The following is a 16,873-nucleotide window of genomic DNA, read 5'->3' as shown; positions in this document are numbered from 1 at the left end:
GTCAGGAGAGCCGGAAGTGGTGCACCTCAAGGGCGGCGGGGTCGATGCGGCCGGGTGACATCGTCGTGACGTCGAAGCCGAAGAGCGCAGTGCTGACCCCAGAGGCGTAGGTCTCGGTGTCACCGTGGTCAGGCTCCTCCGGCAGCGCGTCGCCCGTCTCCTCCTCGACGGCTCCCTCGGCGTGAACCACCTGCCGCGCGAGGTCGCCCGGAGGCTCTCGGACCAGCAGCACGGCCGTGTCCGCGGGGGAGGACCAGAGGACGGACCACCAGGTGCCCTCCTCCTGCGGAGGCCAGCCCATCGTCGCGTCCATCGGCACCGGCCCGGCGACGAAGGGGATCCCGTCGTAGATTCCTGCCGCCGCCCGGTCGGGATCCGCCACTAGCTCGGACAGCGGGCCCGTGCCCTCGTAGGTGGCGGGCGACCCGCCGAGGACCTGGACCCAGTGCTGGGCCACTGCCGGGTCGGGGTTGAGCGAGGCCGTCGCGAGCGTGTCGACCGGGCGACCCAGGCTGACGGCATTGAGAGCGAGGTGCATTCAGTCCTCCAGGAGTCCGTCGATGGTGAGGTGCTGGGCTTCGAGCGCGAGAGCGGCCACGTCCTCGACGGACGCTACCGTCCGGAGTCGTGGTGGTAGTGGTGACAGAGGGGTCCAGTCCTCGCGACCAGTCTGGTCGATCTCTGCCGGACCGTCGGGCGGGATGAACAGACTTGTCGAATCAGACGGGTCGCGTCGGGGGACCCACAAGGGGGGACGGAGCTGGACCGAGTCGCCCCAGCGCGTCTCCTCGATCCACGACACGCGTGCCTCCTGCGCGGTCCGGTCGAAGGCGATCCCCCTGACCGAGTGCTGGCCGTGCCTCAGGTGGACGAAGATCTTGTCCCCCGTCACGTCGACCGTGATCCGCGGATCGCTCGCGGTGCCAGGCCACGTTGGCTGAAGGTCCATGCACCAGGGTTCGCCGGACAGGAGTCGCCGCTCGGCTTCGCGAGCCGTGATGAAGCCTCGCAGCGCGTTGCTCTCGCTGACACGTCGGGGGCCGTAGGTGCGGACCGCCGGGGCCGTCACCGTGTCAGGGGGCCACGCGGTCGGCAAAGGGCCGAACTGCGCCGCGGGGAGGGACTCGAGACGTTCGGCGATCTCCAGCCGGGCAGGCTCCACCAGTGGCCCCACGTCGAGTGGGTCGATCGGGCCGGGGACCGAAAGCAGGTCGAGCTCGGTCCGGGTGAGCGCGTGCCAGGTGCGATCCTCGTGCTCACCGGAGGGATAGTGATGCTCCTGACGGGATGCCACTCCGTAGGACGGGAAGGTTTCCCACTGCACCACCCGCTCTCCGTCGTCATGGGGGACGCTCAGGCTGTGTGTGTAGAGCTCTCCAGAGTCGTGGGCCGAGCGGCGCAGCGCATGCTCTTGCTGCAGCACGCCGCTTCTCCACCAGGAGACGGTGCCGGCATGCCCCGTGATGGCGTAGATGATGATGGTCTGGTCGTGGTCAGTGACCTCGATGTGGACGGTCTCACGCGAGTCCATGAGTGCAACAGCCTGGTCTCGCGTGATCTCTGGCCCTTCGAACCTTTGAGTCTTGGGCCACCAGTCATGTCCGTAACGCACCTGCATGAACTCATCCTGCCTCGTCCGGGTCATCACGGATTCCACCACGGTTGGTCCGGCAGCTCGTAGTCCTGGAGGATGCGCACCCCTCTCTCCTCGGCGTACTCGATCATCTCCTCAGGGATTCTCTTGCTCTGTCGCGGGACGACGATGTAGAGGTCACCATCGATCTTGGTGAATCCCTTGTCGAGGGCGCCCGTGGACGTCGGGACGTCGGCGATCCGTGCGCCGCTGGGGTATTGGTCGGCTATCTGATCCACATATCGACTCCAGGTCGACTCCTTGATGTCTCTGAGCTGGCTGCCCTTGAACTCCAGAATCGCGCCCGGGTGCACCTGCTCACCCGCACGGTTGACCCTCGGCGGGATCCACCCGTCGGCCACGACGTACTTCCCGCGACCGCCGTAGCCGGCGGGTGCGTTCAGGTAGACGTGGCCGAACCCTCCCTGTTCTCGCGTCGCGGCCGTCAAGGCGGCGTCGTGCGCCTGCCCGTTGAAGATGCGTCCGAGGTGCCGAAGGCCGGGTGGAAGCTTGGCGATCCGCTCGGCGGAGATGAGGAACCGTCCGCGGAAGAAGTCGCCAGCCGTGGGCAGGCGACCATGAGCGGCGAGGAAGTCGTCGAGTTGCTGAGGGTTGACGAGGTCGGTCAGCCGTATCCCGCGGATACTGACGTTGTCGGCGTTGCGGGCCAGGTTGCGCAGGCCGGTCAGACCGTCGCCCACGACCGGCGCGATGCCAAGCACGGACCAGCCAGCGTTGCCCCAGTCGCCCTCGGAGGCATACCAGAGCGCATTGCCGACGTCGACGGGTGTGCCGATCACGGGGACGACTGAGGCCCAGTCGGCCGCGACGTGCCGGTCCAGGCGCTCCGCTTCCTTGTTGTCCGCGGCGATGTCGGCCTGCAGGTCCTCAAGCTCCCTGCCCAGAACCCCGGCGATCTCCTTCCCGGCCGCCGGATCGCCGAGGTTGGTGGCGACGGCGAACGTTCCGACCACCGTCTGGCCCTCGTCCATCGGCCAGCCGCGGCGCACCAGGTGCCGGGTGAGACCGTCCAGGCCGATCTCCTCGCCGTCGACCGACCTGGTCTGAGGCCGGTCGTCGTCGAGCAGCGCCTGGACGGTCCCCGGGTGGTTGCGCACCCCGAGGAGCAGCTGCGTCATCGGGTCCATCGGACCGTCCTCGAAGCCGGGGAGCATGGGTGGACCGGTGCCGGTCCACCACATCTCGTGGCCGCCCTCGTGGTGGCGCTCCTGCACATACACCCGCTCGACCGCGGACTGCAGGAACTGCGGATCCCAGTTGCCCGTGGTCGTGAGGAAGGTGAGGATCGCTGCATCGTCGCCCGGTGTCGCCAGCTCCCCGGGCTCGGCGGCAAACGTCGGGGTCGTCATTGCCGTGAGCCAGCGCTCCCGGACGTCGTCGTCGAGGGCCAGGTCGCCGGTGTTGCTCGTGGCCTGACCCAGGGACGTACCCAGGCCCTGCACGATGGTGTCGTAGTCGGCGGCGTAGGAGTCGGGCGGATCCTCCTCCATCTGGAGGAAGCGGTTGTTGGCCTTCGCGAGGTTCTCCAGGAAGGAGGCGACGACCGCGGGGTCGGTCTGCTCCGCGAGCTCCGCCGCGAAGTAGGGGTCGTGGGCGTTCTCCTTGAGCAGGTCGACGATCTCCTGCGGGAGCTCACCCTCCTCGTTGATGGTGTCCTCATACATGGGCGAGCCGTAGATCGTCATGAGCTCGGCCGCCCGCCGCGCGTCCGCCTCCGCCTCGTGCGGCGACTGCGTGGGCAGCTGTGACTCGTCGATCGTCACCACGTCCATGCCCTGCGGCAGCATGGAGTTGATAAGCTCGGCCAGCGCGAGGCGACGCCGCAGACCCGGAAGCTCGTCGATCACCCAGTCCAGCGCCCTGCCCGGGGTGTATAGCCCCTCCGAGGAGAGGTCGACCGACTGGATCACCCGCTGCATGCGACCGACCTGGGTGGGTATGCCCGTGTCGGCGGTCTCCATGCCCTTGATGAGGTCGTGGAAGAACTCGAGGTGGATCTTGACCTCGCTCATCGGCCCCACCCGTAGTCCCGGTGCTCCTTCTCGATCTGGTGCGGGTGCGCCGGGCCCTGCTCCCCGCGGATCTCGCTCAGCGAGAGGTCCGGTCCGGTGCGGAGCCGGCGCTGGTTGTCGCTCAGGGCTGCCGCGAAGTCGTCCGCGCTGCTGCTCACCCAAGCTCCGTTGTCGAGGGCACGCCGCACGCCGTCGAGCAGCGCCGCCATCTCGGAGGCGATCTCTCCCATGTCTCGTTCGGCGTCGTCGATGTCCTGGCGGTAGAAGTTGGTGAACGTCTCCGGCTCGTCGTCCTCTGCCACGGCGCTACCCCTCCTGTGCGCGTCCCGGCAGCGAGGGTCGCAAGGCACCGCTCGTCCTCGTCGAGGCCCGCTGGGCGTAGGCTTGTCGCTCGTGGCAGTCGACTTCGAGACCGAGATCAAGCAGCTCCGCGCGACGATGGCGTCGGTGCGTGAGGTCACCGACCTGGAGCGGCTGGGGGCGCAGATCGCCGACCTCGAGGAGCAGGCCAGCAAGCCCGACCTGTGGGACGACGTCGAGAACGCGCAGAAGGTCACCTCGGCGATGTCGCGGGCCAAGGCCGAGCACGACAAGGTCACCGGCATGGACTCCCGCATCGACGACCTCGAGGCGCTGGTCGAGCTCGGTCGCGAGGAAGGTGGCGCGGATGGCGACCAGGTCTTGGAGGAGGCCGAGAAGGAGCTGGCCTCGCTGCGCAGGGCGGTGGAGCAGCTCGAGGTCCGCACGCTGCTCAACGGGGAGTACGACATCCGCGAGGCGGTCGTCACCATCCGCTCCGGCGCCGGGGGAGTGGACGCCGCGGACTTCGCCGAGATGCTCATGCGGATGTACCTCCGCTGGGCCGAGCGGCACGACTACCCGACCGCGGTGCTGGACACCTCCTACGCCGAGGAGGCCGGCCTCAAGTCGGCCACCTTCGAGGTGAAGGTGCCGTACGCCTTCGGCACGCTCGCGGTCGAGGCCGGCACCCACCGCCTGGTCCGGATCAGCCCGTTCGACAACCAGGGCCGTCGCCAGACCAGCTTCGCCGCGGTCGAGGTGGTCCCGCTCATCGAGAGCACCGACACCATCGACATCCCCGAGGCCGACCTCAAGGTCGACGTCTTCCGCTCCAGCGGGCCGGGCGGGCAGTCGGTCAACACCACCGACTCGGCCGTCCGGATGACCCACATCCCGACCGGCACCGTCGTCTCGATGCAGAACGAGAAGAGCCAGATCCAGAACCGTGCGGCCGCGCTGCGCGTGCTCCAGTCGCGCCTGCTCCTGCTGAAGAAGCAGGAGGAGGACGCCGCCCGCAAGGAGATGGCCGGCGACATCAAGGCCTCCTGGGGCGACCAGATGCGGTCCTACGTCCTGCACCCCTACCAGATGGTCAAGGACCTGCGCACCAATCACGAGGTCGGCTCCACCGCGGCCGTGCTCGACGGCGACATCGACGACTTCATCGACGCCGGCATCCGGTGGAAGCGCTCCGCCGACCGCGAGCAGGACTGACCGGACCCTCCTGACGCCAGGGCCCTGCGACGGCATACCCGAAACGTCCGCGGGCGACTCTTGACGCCGCCGAAGTCTCGGGTCTGATCTCCCTATACGGAATCGAACTTCCACTGAAGGGAAATTGCCGTCGGGGAGATCGTCCGCACAAGGTCGCCTCGCGGCGCATCGCCAACGGCCTGCGCGCCGACATGCTCTCCACCATGGCCGCGCCGGTCTTCAACTCCTTCCCCCAGTCCGGCTTCGCGCAGAACGTCGGGCTCGTCGCGGTGAACGGCATCCGCTCGCGCTGGGTCGTCACCGCGGGCGGCGGCCTCCTCGTGCTCCTCGGCCTGCTGACGCCGAGGGCGTGCTCTTCGTCGTCGACAGCGCCCTCACCCTCACCCTCGAGGGCACCGAGCACGCGCTGGAGCCGGGCAGCTACGCCTTCCTCCCGCCCGGGGCGGCTTGGACCCTGCACAACCGGAGCGAGGAGACCGCGACCTTCCACTGGGTCCGCAAGGCCTAGCAGCGGGTGCCGGCGCTGGACCTGCCCGAGGCCTTCGTCACGCACGAGCGCGACGTCGAGGCCGGTGCGATGCCGGACACCGACGGGGTGTGGCGCACCCAGCACTTCGCCGACCCCACCGACGTGCGGCACGACATGCACGTCAACATCGTGACCTTCGAGCCCGGCGGGGCCATCCCGTTCCCCGAGACGCACGTCATGGAGCACGGGCTCTACGTCCTGGAGGGCAAGGCGATGTACCTGCTCAACAGCGACTGGGTCGAGGTGCAGGCTGGGGACTTCATGTGGCTGCGCGCGTTCTGCCCGCAGGCCCGCTACGCCGGCGGCCCCGGCCGGTTCCGCTACCTGCTCTACAAGGACGTCAACCGGCACGCGGCCCTGACCCTCTGAGCACCTCCTGACGAACGCCGGCGGGCGGCATACCTCCAGGTATGCCGCCCGCCGCGTCGTGTCAGGCCGGTGACCGGCCGCCTCCCGTCAGGGCGCCTGGTCGCCGTTGAGGGCGGCGACGACGGTGTCGAAGACGTTGTCCGTCAGGGCGGTGGTGCCACCCAGCAGGAACGCCTGGGCCGGGTCGAGGGCGACGATCGCGTCCAGCGTGTCCGCCGGGATGTCGTCCGTGCGGCTCAGCATGACGGGGACCTGCTGGACCCCGGCCAGGGCCGAGCCGGCCAGCGCGTCCGGGTAGTCCAGGCCGGTGGCGACGTGGACCGCCGGGGCGGGGTTGGTCTCGTCGTAGCCGAACCGTTCGGCCACGGCCACCGAGGTGCCGTAGCGGTCGGTCCCGGCGAGACGCTCGGTCGCGCCCAGGGCGGTGAAGACGTCTCCGCTGACAGCACCCTCGCCGCCCAGGACGATCACCTCGGGGTCGCCGAGCGCCTCCAGGGCGGTGGTGAGCGAGCCGGGCACCGTGGCGGTGCGGGTCAGCAGGACCGGCACCCCCTCGGTGGCGGCCAGCGACGACGCGGACAGGGCGTCGGCGAAGGCACCGTTCTGACCGGTCGCCACGTAGACGTGGTCGACGTCGCCGTACTGCGTCGCGAGCAGCGCGGAGGTCTCGTAGCGGTCCTCGCCCGAGATCCGGCTGACCTCGCCGTAACCCTCCAGCGCCTCCTCGACGTCCTCGGAGACCGCGACCTCGCCACCGAGGATGACGATGTTGTCCGGCTCGAGGTCCTCCAGCGCACCGATGGTGGCCTGGGGCAGCCCGGCGGTCCGCGTCAGCAGGATCGGGGCGGGCGAGCCGTCGGGGGCGACGGCGACCTCGCCGCTCGTCGTCGGCAGCAGGCCGCGGGCGGCGGGTGCTGCGCCGGAGAGCGCGTCGGCGAAGCTCTCGCCGGTGGCGATGTAGACCGTGCTCACGTCCTCGGGGTAGGCAGCCGCGATCCGGGCCGCGGTGTCGTAGCGGTTGGTGCCCGCGATGCGCTCCACCGGCACGGTCTCGTCGGTGTCGGCGGTGAGGCCGACGAGGACGGGGTCGTGGTCGGAGCTGGCGAACTGGTCGTCGCTGTGGAAGTCGACGAGGTTGTAGTTGCGCCGGCTGTACTGGAACGCGATCGACTCATCGCCGTTGATGTCCCACACGCCCGCACCGGACACCAGCTCAGTGGCCGCCTCGTTGGCGAACACGTGGTCCAGCGAGCCCAGGCGTCCGCTGAACTGGTAGGTCATGGAGTCCGGCTCGAAGGCGCTGGCGACGTTGGTGTAGCCGGCGTCCTCGATGACCCGGACCGGGTCCTCGCGGCTGTAGGCGTTGAAGTCGCCCATGAGGAAGACGGCCTCGTCCGCGAACATCTCCTCCGACCAGGCGCTGAGCGCCTCGGCCTGCGCGATGCGCGCCGGGTTGGCCCGGCCCTGACCGGTGCCGTCGTCCTCGCCGGACCCCTTCGACTTGAAGTGGTTGGCGATCGCCACGAAGGACGTGCCGTCGGTCGTGGTGAACTCCTGCGCCAGCGGGTAGCGGGCGTTGGCGAAGGCGTCGTCGAGCTGGATCAGCGAGGGACCCTCGAGCGACACCTCGGACGGGTCGTAGATGAAGGCGGTGCGGATGACGTCCTCGCCCGGCGGGGTCACCGTCGGCGACGGGGCGTAGGCCCAGCGCTCCTCGCCCGCCTCGGCGTTGAGCGCCGCCACGAGGTCGGCCAGCGCCTTGTCGCGCGGGTGGTCGATGTAGGACAGCGCCGCGGAGTTCTCGATCTCCATCAGCGCGAGGACCTCGGCATCGGTGCCGTTGATGGCGGTGACGAGCTTGGCCTGTTGGTCCAGGAAGGCCTGCTCGGACCAGGCGCCCCGGACCTCGCAGAAGTCGGTGCCGACCGGGTTGCCGAAGCGGTCGGCGTAGTAGTCGCAGCCCTCTTCGTCCCGGCCGAGGTCGGAGAAGTAGTTGAGCACGTTGAACGCACCGATCTGGACGTCGCCACCGACCGCGGGCGGGTCGACCTCGCGGTCGTTCTCGCTGGTGATCGGGTCGACCGCGCTCTCCGAGCCGACGACCTGGCCGACCGGCTGGTAGTTCCACTGGAAGCGGTAGTCCAGGATCACCGGCGAGGCGAAGGTGACCTGCGAGCCGGTGCGGTGCGGCTCCTCGGCGGACAGGTAGGGCAGCGCCGAGGACTGGGCCGTGCTGTTGCGCAGGTAGTCCCAGCTCGAGCCGTCGTCCAGGGTGATGTAGCGCTCCTGGTTGGCCGCCTCGTAGGCCTCGGCCTCCTCGCCCGGCAGCACGCGGTCCGTGGCCTGGTAGAGCGGCTCCTCACCCAGCGCCAGACCGATCTGGCCGTACTGGTTGAGCTGGTAGTTGTTGGTGATGGTGTAAGTCCCCTCGGGCTGCACGAGCATGCCCTCGTAGACCTCCTTCTCGGCGTCCGTCACCGGCAGCGTCGAGAGCGCGGTGGGCGTGACCGCCTCGCAGCCCTCGACGACGTCGACGAAGCCGCCGGAGATCTCGGTGAGGCCGTTGTACTCGACCACCTCGGCCCCCTCGACCTGGAGGCAGTCGCCGATCTCGGCGTTGTCCGCCGCCCACGAGCTGTAGAGGAAGATGCCGTCCGAGGCGTCGCCCGGCACCTTCTCCACCCCGCCGGTGCCGGCCGTCTGCAGGTAGACCCCGCTGAAGCCGCCGGTGGGGTAGGCCGCGGTCACCACTCCGCTGGTGTTGACGCTCTGGCCGACGAGCTCGGAGGCCTCGCCGGTGCCCTGGATCTCGGCGATGCTCGCCTCGACCGGGTCCGGGTCGGGCTCCGGCTCCGGGTCGGTGCCGCCTCCACCGCTGTTGGTGGGGGTGGGCTCGCCGCGGGTGAAGTCGGCGGCGTTGTCGTCGGTGTCGACCGCGTCGGTCCGGCTCGCCGAGGTCGTGTTGCTCAGCCTCTCCGCCGCGGCGCTGCCCTCGTAGAGCGAGGCCGAGCCGTAGCCGACCAGGTCGACGACCTCCTCGCCGGAGGTGAGCTCGACGCTGCCGCTGGAGCCGCTCATCGAGGCGCCACACTCCGCGTCCGGGTCGGGCAACGGGGTGGTGCCGCCCGCGCCCGGGTTCTGCTGGATCAGGAAGTGGGTGCCCGGGGCGACGGTGCCCGACAGTGCGCACGTGCCGCCGCCGGGGTTGCCGGAGGAGGAGTAGTAGGTGACGGCATACCCGTCGAGGTCGATCGGCTCGTCCGTGGAGTTGAACAGCTCGACGAAGTCGTGGGTGTAGTCGGCGCCGGAGTTGCCGCCGCCGCCGTAGACCTCGTTGATCACGAGACCGGGCCCGGCCGCGAGGCTGCTGGGGGCGAGGGCGACCAGGCCGGTGACGGCCAGCGCGGAGGTCGAGGCGGCCGCGACGGCGCGCCGGAGGGGGATCTGCATCTGTTGCACTCCAATGGGCCAGGGACAGGTATGCCGGGACGCCACGGACCCGGTGCCAGTGAAGGTAGCCGCTGGCACCGACAACCGCGACCAGGACCCGCTGCGTGAGGGGAGGTTTCACCCCCCGTTCGCCGGCTGGTGCCGCTCCGGGCGTGGTCGGCGTGGGAACCCTGGACCCTAGGACCTCATCGGTTAGCGTGTGTCCCGGTCGACACTCCCTGCCCTCTCGTCACATCTGTCACACGAACCTCTGGAGTCCCGCCCGGATGATCACGATGGAGCGCGTCAGTCTGCGTTACGCCAAGGGTGACCCCTGGGCGTTGCGCCAGGTCGACCTCGACGTCACCCGGGGCGAGTTCTGCTTCGTCGTGGGGGAGTCGGGCTCCGGCAAGTCCTCGCTCCTGCGCCTGGTGATCCTCGAGCAGCGGCCCTCCTCCGGGCGGGTGCTCGTCGCCGGGCACGACCTCGGCGCGCTCGCGGCCCGCCGCGTGCACCTGCTCCGGCGCCAGATCGGCACCGTCTTCCAGGACTTCCGGCTGCTCTCGGGCAAGACCGTCGACCAGAACGTCGCCTACGTGCTGCACGTGCTCGGCGCGAGCCGGCACGAGATCCGGCAGCGAGTCCCCGAGACCCTGGCCCTCGTCGGCCTGGAAGGCAAGGGCAGGAGGCTGCCGCACGAGCTGTCCGGCGGGGAGCAGCAGCGGGTCGCGATCGCGCGCGCGATGGTCAACAAGCCGCCGATCCTGCTGGCCGACGAGCCGACCGGCAACCTCGACCCGGACACCAGCCAGGAGATCGTGGCGATCCTGGACCGGATCAACCGGGCGGGGACCACGGTGCTCATGGCCACGCACGACACCACGATCGTCGACCAGTTCCGCAAGCGCGTCGTCCAGCTGCGTGATGGCGAGGTCGTGCGCGACCAGGCCGAGGGCGGCTACCGGCAGGTGGTCGTGTCGTGAGGCCGGGCTTCCTGCTGGGCGAGGTCGGCAACGGCCTGCGCCGCAACTTCTCGATGTTCGTCTCCGTCGTCCTCGTGACGATGGTCTCGCTCTTCTTCCTCGGCGTCGGGCTACTCGCGCAGGCGCAGGTCAACACGGCCAAGGGGGAGTGGTACGACCGGGTCCAGGTCTCGATCTTCCTGTGCACCCCTGACTCGACCGACGCCCCGGGCTGCGCCGGCGGCGCGGTCACCCCGGAGCAGCGTGACCAGGTCGAGGCCGACCTGCAGGGGCTGGAGCCGCTGGTCACCGAGTACTTCTACGAGTCCAACGAGGAGGCATACGAGCGCTTCACCGAGCAGTTCCGCAACAGCTCGGCGCTGGACTCGGTGCCGCAGGAGTCGATCCCCGCCTCCTTCCGCGTCAACCTGTCCGACCCCTCGAAGTACGACGTCATCCGCGCCGCCTTCGAGCAGGCGCCCGGCGTGGACAGCGTCGAGGACCAGCGCGAGGTGGTCGACAAGCTCTTCGCCTTCCTCGGTGCCCTGAGCTGGGGCGCGCTGGCGCTCGCCGTGGCGATGGTCGTCTGCGCCGTGCTGCTCATCTCGACGACGATCCGGCTCACCGCCTGGACCCGGCGACGGGAGACCGCGATCCAGCGCATGGTGGGGGCCTCCGCCTTCTCCATCCACCTGCCGTTCGTCCTCGAGACCGTCGTCGCGGCGCTGCTCGGCGCCGCGCTGGCGGTGGGTCTGCTCTGGGCGACCGTGCGCTTCGGCATCAGCGGCTTCCTGTCCGAGCTGCTCGCCGGTGAGAGCGGCCTCGTGAGCCTCGTCGGCGAGCGCGACCTCTGGTTCCTCACACCGTTCCTCGTCGGCGGCGCCGTCCTGCTCGCCGTCGTGACCTCCTGGATGGCGCTGCTGCGCCACGTCAGGGTCTGAGAAGGAGACACCGCATGGCACCCACGTCCCGCACCCCGCGCGAGAGCGGCGCGACCCGGCGACCGACATACCGACCGCGGGTCCGGCGTGCCCTCGCCGTCGCGCTCGTCGGCGCACTCGGGGTCGCGACCCCGGCCCTGGCCTCCGACGAGCTGGAGGACATCCGCGAGCGGCTCGCCAAGGTCGAGCAGGAGCGGCGGTCGGCCGCGGACGAGCGGGAGGCGGGGGAGCAGCGGGTCGAGGACCTGCACGAGGAGCACGAGCACTTCAGCGCGGAGCTCGAGACCGCGCAGGCCCGGCTGGCCGAGACCGAGGGCAAGGTCGAGCAGGCGCGGGTCGTGCTCGACGAGGCCGAGCTGGACCTCGCCGACGCCGAGGCCGAGACCGAGCGGATCGAGGGCGAGCTCGCGGTCGCGCGGGAGAACGAGGCGCAGATCGAGGACTCGATCGAGCAGGTCGCCTCCGACCAGGAGCAGACGCGCTCCACGGTCGGCGCGATCGCGCGGGAGAGCTACAAGGAAGGGGGTATGGGCTCGCTCGCCACCACCCTGGAGCTGCTCTCCGGCGAGGTGGACGCGGTGGACCAGATGTCGATGGCGCGGACCGTGCTGCGGGTGCAGGACCAGCAGATCCAGCAGCTCGCGACCCAGGAGGCCGAGCAGGTCGCCGAGCAGGACCGGCTCACCGGGATCCGGTCCGACATCGACTACCTGCTGGCCAAGGCCGAGGCCAACGTCATCGCCAAGGAGCAGGCGCGGGCGGCGGCGGACGCCGCGAAGGTCGAGCTCGAGGAGCTGGAGGCCCAGCAGGAGCAGGCCAAGGCCGACCTGGAGACCGAGAGGACCAAGGTCGAGGAGTCCCTCGCGGCTGAGGAGCAGCGCGCCCAGGACCTGGAGAGCGAGCTGGCGGCGCTGGCCGAGACCAAGCACGGGCTGCAGACCGAGGAGGAGGCCGAGCTCCAGCGGATCGCCGAGGAGGAGGCCCGGCGCAAGGCCGAGGAGGAGGCGCGTCGTCAGGCGGCCGCCGAGGCCGCGGCGAAGAAGGCCGCCGAGGAGGAGGCGGCGCGCCAGCGGGCCGCCGAGCGGGAGGCCGAGCGTCAGCGCGCCGCGCAGGCCGAGGCGCAGCGGCTCCGGGACGAGGCCGCCGCTGCGGAGGCGGCGCGCCGTGCCGAGGCTGCGGAGGCCGAGGCCGCTGCTGCCGCGCAGGCGGCGCAGGAGGCTGCCCAGCGGGAGGCAGCGGACCGTGCCGCCGAGCAGGAGCGGGCCTCGCGGGCGGCCGAGGAGGAGCGCAGCGCGGCGGAGGCCGGCTCATCCGGGGTGCTGTCGTCGCCGGTCAACGCCCCGATCACCAGCGAGTTCGGCAACCGCTTCCACCCCGTCTACCAGATGTGGCGGCTGCACGCGGGCATGGACTTCGGCGCCGGCTGCGGCACCCCCGTGGTCGCCGCCGCGGACGGCGTCGTCTACAGCTCCTACTTCGACGCCGGCGGCGGCAACATGGTGATCGTCGACCACGGGGTGCAGCGGGGGGTGAACCTCACCACGAGCTATCTGCACTTCCAGAGCGCGGCGGTGGTCTCCGCCGGTCAGTCCGTCAGCCGCGGGCAGCTGCTCGGGTATGTCGGCACGACCGGCTCCTCGACCGGCTGCCACCTGCACTTCGAGACGCGGGAGAACGGCGCGCCGGCCAACCCGCGCGGCTGGCTCTGAGTCAGCTGCGGCCGTAGACCCGCTGGACGAAGTCGACGATCTTGTCCTCGTCCACGCTCCGGGCGAGGTCGGACTCGCTGATCATCCCCACCACGTCGTGACCGTCGACGACGACGAGCCGCTTGATCTGCTGGTCGCCCATGACGCCGACCACCCGGTCGACGTCCTCGTCGGGCGAGACCGTCGAGACGATCCCCTGCGTGACCGTGCCCACGGCGACCGCGCCCACGTCGTGCGAGGCGGCGACGCCGTTCACGACGATGTCGCGGTCGGTGATGATGCCGGCCAGGGCTCCGTCGTCCGAGGTGACCGGCAGCGCCCCCACGCCGTGGTCGCGCATGAGGGTGGCGGCCTCGACCAGCGACGCGCTATCGCCGACGGTATGGGCCTGCGGGGTCATGATGTCGCGTGCGGTGGTCATGCTCACTCCTCGTGGTCGGGCGGTCCTGCTCGTGCCGCCCCACCCTGCCTGGACCCCGGCACGGCGGCAACCGGAGCACCATCGGTCTACGTGCCCTGCGTGGACGACAGAAGGTCGGCGGGATCGGTGATCTGGATCTCGGCTATCTCGCGGGAGAAGTCCTCGGTGTTGTTGGTGATGAAACGCGTCGCACCGGCGACCACGGCCGTCGCCAGGTGGGCCGCGTCGGCAGGCCGTAGACCGTAGGTACTTCCGATCGACACCGAGAGGCGAGCGGTGCTCACGTCCAGAGGCAGGAGCGTCAGGCGCGAGAGGAGGCCGAGCAGGGCCGACACCTCCTCGTCCCGGCCGGCTCGTCGAGGTTTGGTGAGCACCTCGGGCAGGAGCAGGACCGAACCAACTCCCACAGTGCCGTCGGTCGTCGCCGCGTCGAACAGCTGACGGACCGGACGCCCGAGAGGATCGTCCGGGGCGGCAGCGTAGATGAGGACGTCGGCATCGAAGGCATCCATGCGGATCAGCTGTCAGCGAGGATCACGGTCGCGAGCGAGGTCGGCGACCAACTGCCGCGCCCGATCAGGGGAGATCGTTCCCGCGGCTGACAGTGGCGCATGACGCGCCGCCTCCAGCATGTCCCGCAACTCGTCGGCGTCCGCGATGAGGGCCTCCGCCCTCCGGATGCGCAGGACATCGGGCCGGACGACCACGGCGACGGGTCTCCCGTGCCTCGTGATCGTCACCTCCTCGCCCTCCGCGACCCGATCCAGGATCTCGGGTAGACCGGCGCGAGCGGCGCTGCTCGTCATCGTGGTCATGACCGTCATCGTACGACCACGTACAACAAGGGACAAGGATTGTTCGCTCAGCCTCGACGCCAGAAACCGGCGGACGGCATACCGGTGGTTCACCTAGACTTGACCGGCCATGCCCAAGGACTCCGGACGCAAGCTGATCGCCAGCAACAAGAAGGCCCGCTACGAGTACCTCATCGAGGACACCGTCGAGGCCGGCCTCGTGCTGACCGGGACGGAGGTGAAGTCGCTGCGGCACGGGCGCGCGAGCCTGGTCGACGGGTATGCCACGCAGTACCAGGGCGAGCTGTGGCTGGAGGGGGTGCACATCCCGGAGTACACCCAGGGCACGTGGACCAACCACTCCGCGCGCCGGCGTCGCAAGCTGCTGCTGCACCGCGACCAGATCGACAAGTTGGTCGCCAAGGCCGAGCAGGCCGGGCACACGATCGTGCCGCTCTCGCTCTACTTCGTCGACGGCCGCGCGAAGGTCGAGATCGCGCTGGCCAAGGGCAAGAAGTTGCACGACAAGCGGCAGACGCTGCGCGAGCGGCAGGACCGGCGCGAGGCCGAGCGGGCGATGTCAGCCCACCTCAAGCGGCACGGCTGAGGCGCCGCGCCACCACCGACGGGCGGGCGAAGAGCACCATCCCCGCGATCGCGAAGATTGCCGGCAGGGCGTAGATCAGCAGCGAGGGCCCGTCGATGAAGAACAGCATCAGCCCGATGATCGCCGGAGCCTCCAGGACCGCGGCGCGGAAGACCACGACGGGGGACACGGCGGCGGCCAGGGACGCGCCCTGAGGGGCTCGCGGAGGCGGCATGACCAGCACGAGCGCCCAGGCTCCGAGGGTGGCGGCAGCGACCACGAGCAGCACCCACGTCGAGGGCACCGCCATCTCGGCCCCGAGGAAGGTCAGGACGACACCGATGACGACCAGCGCACCGGCCATCGCGCCGACCATGATCGTCAACGGCCTCAGGTCGGTCGGGGCGCCGCTCGTGCCCGTGGGGGTGGTCATGGCAGCGACCCTCTCACGGCGTGCGGAATCTGCGTGGCCCGCCGCGCGTTGACCCACTAGAATGATCGTCTGCCCGGCTACGGCCGCGCAGTTTGACAACTGCACAGCGTGAGACCCCCCATGGGGGTGATCGGTTTCGACGTTGCTCGACACTTCAGGGGAAGCGGGTCGAGGATGCAAGGTCATCTCGTCAAACGCTCCTTGCGAAACCAATAGCTGCCAATTCCAAGCGCAGCGACTTCGCCCTCGCCGCCTGAGCGAGCCCGAAGTCTGTCAGCCTGAGCTCGTCATCGGCTCAGATCCTGGCATCATCTAGATGACTTGCTGCGTGATCTGCGCTCGAGGGATCACGCGGGACTCCCACTCGACTGGGCCTGTCAGGGAACGTGTGCGCGCGAGCCCTGGGGCCGAGAAAATCCACAGCGCACTGCACCCGGAGAAGCCCTGATTTCTCGGTAACGGACGCGGGTTCGATTCCCGCCACCTCCACCCACGTGTCTCACGCTGTGCGGCTTGTCGCACGTCGCCCCCAGATTCCGCATGAGGATGCGGATCTGGGGGCTTCGTGCTGGGGGACGCAGATGGCCGCGTCGAGACACGAAACGCCAAGATCTCCGTCACGTCGAGGGTCGCACCCACTCCCTCAGCATGTTCGAGATCCTCACGGACGCCGAGGCGGCCCCTGCACATCGCCGAGGCCGACGCGGCCGGAGGCACGTTCGTGCCCCCGGCCCAACGTCGCGCGGCGTAGCAGTCACAGGCGGCCAGGAATCCTCTGGCCCCCAGGGTCCACTTATACGGTCTTGAAGTGTGAGTGCCCTTGTCGGGGCGACTGACCTGCGGTTACGCTCCGGTTGCGATGCTCAGTGTGTGTCCCATGTGGGCAAGTCCCGCTTCCGATGCTCCGCCTGCGACACACGGCCTGTCGACGGCGCTCGAAAACTGGACAGTTTCGGCGGTCGAAGAGTGGACGGTCTCAGTCTAGGGATTCTTGTTCGGCCTTGATGCTGGGCAGGGTCTCGACGCCGCGGTCGCGTAGCCGGTAGGAGGCGCCTTTGAGGGCGATGACGTCGGCGTGGTGGACGATGCGGTCGATCATCGCGGCCGCGACAACCTGGTCACCGAAGACGCCTGCCCAGGAGCTGAACGGCAGGTTCCACGTCAGGATCAGCGAGGCGTGCTCGTAGCGGGATGAGACGAGTTGGAAGAAGAGGTTCGCGGCGTCCTGTTCGAAGGGCAGGTAGCGACCTCGTCGATGATGATCAGCCCGTAGCGGCGTAGCCGGGTCAGCTCGGCGGCGAGCCGGCCGCGGTCGTGGGCCTCGGTCAGGCGGGTGACCCAGTCGGTGGCGGTCGCGAACAGGACCCGGTGCCCTTGCCGGGCGGCGGCGACGCCCAGGGCGGTGGCCAGGTGGGTCTTGCCGGTGCCCGGTGGGCCGAGGAGGACGACGTTGCGGTGCTCGGCCAGGTAGGCCCCGGACGCCAACGCCTGGACGGGGGTGCGGGCGCCGGGTTGGTGG

The 16,873-nt window shown here is 69.9% G+C and carries 16 protein-coding genes, 1 other RNA gene and 2 pseudogenes; 9 read left to right on the top strand and 10 right to left on the bottom strand.

Going from position 1 to position 16,873, the window contains the following annotated elements:
- Position 1: 1 nt before the first annotated feature.
- From BJF86_RS00105 to BJF86_RS00090, 4 genes are read right to left on the bottom strand one after another with little or no spacing between them, the layout of a single operon-like run.
- Complete coding sequence (locus BJF86_RS00105) at positions 2-538, bottom strand: hypothetical protein (protein ID WP_075816477.1); 537 nt, start codon at positions 536-538, stop codon at positions 2-4.
- The gene (locus BJF86_RS00100) at positions 539-1,648 is read right to left on the bottom strand and encodes a hypothetical protein (protein WP_075816476.1); all 1,110 of its coding nucleotides are present in this window, start codon (positions 1,646-1,648) and stop codon (positions 539-541) included.
- A complete protein-coding gene (locus tag BJF86_RS00095) occupies positions 1,645-3,666 on the bottom strand; it encodes a hypothetical protein (protein WP_143553600.1) in 2,022 nt (673 codons plus the stop codon). The genes BJF86_RS00100 and BJF86_RS00095 overlap by 4 nt, the downstream gene beginning before the upstream one ends.
- Positions 3,663-3,968 carry a hypothetical protein gene (locus BJF86_RS00090; RefSeq protein ID WP_022924870.1) on the bottom strand — a complete coding sequence of 102 codons (306 nt, stop codon included), beginning with the start codon at positions 3,966-3,968 and terminating at the stop codon, positions 3,663-3,665. The genes BJF86_RS00095 and BJF86_RS00090 overlap by 4 nt, the downstream gene beginning before the upstream one ends.
- 91 nt (positions 3,969-4,059) lie before the next feature.
- On the opposite strand from BJF86_RS00090, the gene prfB reads away from it, so the two are divergent.
- From prfB to BJF86_RS19665, 4 genes and pseudogenes are all read left to right on the top strand, one after another.
- On the top strand, positions 4,060-5,181 hold the full coding sequence (gene prfB, locus BJF86_RS00085; protein ID WP_075816474.1) for a peptide chain release factor 2: 1,122 nt from the start codon (positions 4,060-4,062) through the stop codon (positions 5,179-5,181).
- Between the two features lie 123 nt (positions 5,182-5,304).
- Positions 5,305-5,519: pseudogene (locus tag BJF86_RS19675) on the top strand (solute carrier family 23 protein); the annotation flags it as partial.
- Positions 5,520-5,530: 11 nt separating this feature from the next.
- Positions 5,531-5,689: a cupin domain-containing protein gene (locus tag BJF86_RS19670; protein ID WP_414819920.1), complete on the top strand. Its 159-nt coding sequence runs from the start codon at positions 5,531-5,533 to the stop codon at positions 5,687-5,689.
- A gap of 6 nt (positions 5,690-5,695) precedes the next feature.
- Entirely contained in the window at positions 5,696-6,079 is a 384-nt protein-coding gene (locus BJF86_RS19665) for a cupin domain-containing protein (protein ID WP_414819919.1), read from the top strand.
- Positions 6,080-6,166: 87 nt separating this feature from the next.
- Here the strand turns inward: BJF86_RS19665 and BJF86_RS00055 are convergent, their stop codons facing one another.
- Positions 6,167-9,529, bottom strand: coding sequence for an ExeM/NucH family extracellular endonuclease (locus tag BJF86_RS00055; RefSeq protein ID WP_083652584.1), 3,363 nt, complete (start codon positions 9,527-9,529; stop codon positions 6,167-6,169).
- A 266-nt stretch (positions 9,530-9,795) separates the two neighbouring features.
- Here BJF86_RS00055 and ftsE point away from each other — a divergent pair, with 266 nt between their 5' ends.
- From ftsE to BJF86_RS00040, 3 genes are read left to right on the top strand one after another with little or no spacing between them, the layout of a single operon-like run.
- On the top strand, positions 9,796-10,491 hold the full coding sequence (ftsE, locus tag BJF86_RS00050) for a cell division ATP-binding protein FtsE (protein ID WP_075816473.1): 696 nt from the start codon (positions 9,796-9,798) through the stop codon (positions 10,489-10,491).
- Entirely contained in the window at positions 10,488-11,411 is a 924-nt protein-coding gene (gene ftsX / locus BJF86_RS00045; protein WP_075816472.1) for a permease-like cell division protein FtsX, read from the top strand. The genes ftsE and ftsX overlap by 4 nt, the downstream gene beginning before the upstream one ends.
- Before the next feature lie 14 nt (positions 11,412-11,425).
- Positions 11,426-13,120 (top strand): M23 family metallopeptidase, encoded by a 1,695-nt coding sequence (locus BJF86_RS00040; protein ID WP_075816471.1) that lies wholly within the window; start codon positions 11,426-11,428, stop codon positions 13,118-13,120.
- Between the two features lies 1 nt (position 13,121).
- Here BJF86_RS00040 and BJF86_RS00035 read toward each other — a convergent pair whose 3' ends face one another.
- The 3 genes from BJF86_RS00035 to BJF86_RS00025 all read right to left on the bottom strand — a co-directional run bounded on the left by BJF86_RS00035 (position 13,122) and on the right by BJF86_RS00025 (position 14,356).
- On the bottom strand, positions 13,122-13,541 hold the full coding sequence (locus tag BJF86_RS00035) for a CBS domain-containing protein (RefSeq protein ID WP_075812898.1): 420 nt from the start codon (positions 13,539-13,541) through the stop codon (positions 13,122-13,124).
- A gap of 86 nt (positions 13,542-13,627) precedes the next feature.
- Entirely contained in the window at positions 13,628-14,053 is a 426-nt protein-coding gene (locus BJF86_RS00030) for a type II toxin-antitoxin system VapC family toxin (protein ID WP_075816470.1), read from the bottom strand.
- 12 nt (positions 14,054-14,065) lie between these two features.
- Positions 14,066-14,356, bottom strand: coding sequence for a type II toxin-antitoxin system Phd/YefM family antitoxin (locus tag BJF86_RS00025; RefSeq protein WP_158068337.1), 291 nt, complete (start codon positions 14,354-14,356; stop codon positions 14,066-14,068).
- A 109-nt stretch (positions 14,357-14,465) separates the two neighbouring features.
- On the opposite strand from BJF86_RS00025, the gene smpB reads away from it, so the two are divergent.
- Entirely contained in the window at positions 14,466-14,942 is a 477-nt protein-coding gene (gene smpB, locus BJF86_RS00020; RefSeq protein ID WP_075812569.1) for an SsrA-binding protein SmpB, read from the top strand.
- Here the strand turns inward: smpB and BJF86_RS00015 are convergent.
- Positions 14,926-15,354, bottom strand: a complete 429-nt coding sequence (locus tag BJF86_RS00015) for a hypothetical protein (RefSeq protein WP_075816468.1) — start codon at positions 15,352-15,354, stop codon at positions 14,926-14,928. The genes smpB and BJF86_RS00015 overlap by 17 nt on opposite strands.
- A gap of 122 nt (positions 15,355-15,476) precedes the next feature.
- Here BJF86_RS00015 and ssrA point away from each other — a divergent pair.
- Positions 15,477-15,846, top strand: a transfer-messenger RNA (tmRNA) gene (gene ssrA / locus BJF86_RS00010).
- 484 nt (positions 15,847-16,330) lie between these two features.
- Here the strand turns inward: ssrA and istB are convergent.
- Positions 16,331-16,873, bottom strand: a pseudogene (gene istB / locus BJF86_RS00005) (IS21-like element helper ATPase IstB); the annotation flags it as partial.

Origin of the sequence: Serinicoccus sp. CNJ-927, from assembly GCF_001942435.1 — a bacterium.
Taxonomy (GTDB): domain Bacteria; phylum Actinomycetota; class Actinomycetes; order Actinomycetales; family Dermatophilaceae; genus Ornithinicoccus; species Ornithinicoccus marinus.
The sequence above is the reverse complement of the archived record's forward strand: the minus strand, read 5'-3'. Positions and strand labels throughout refer to the sequence as shown.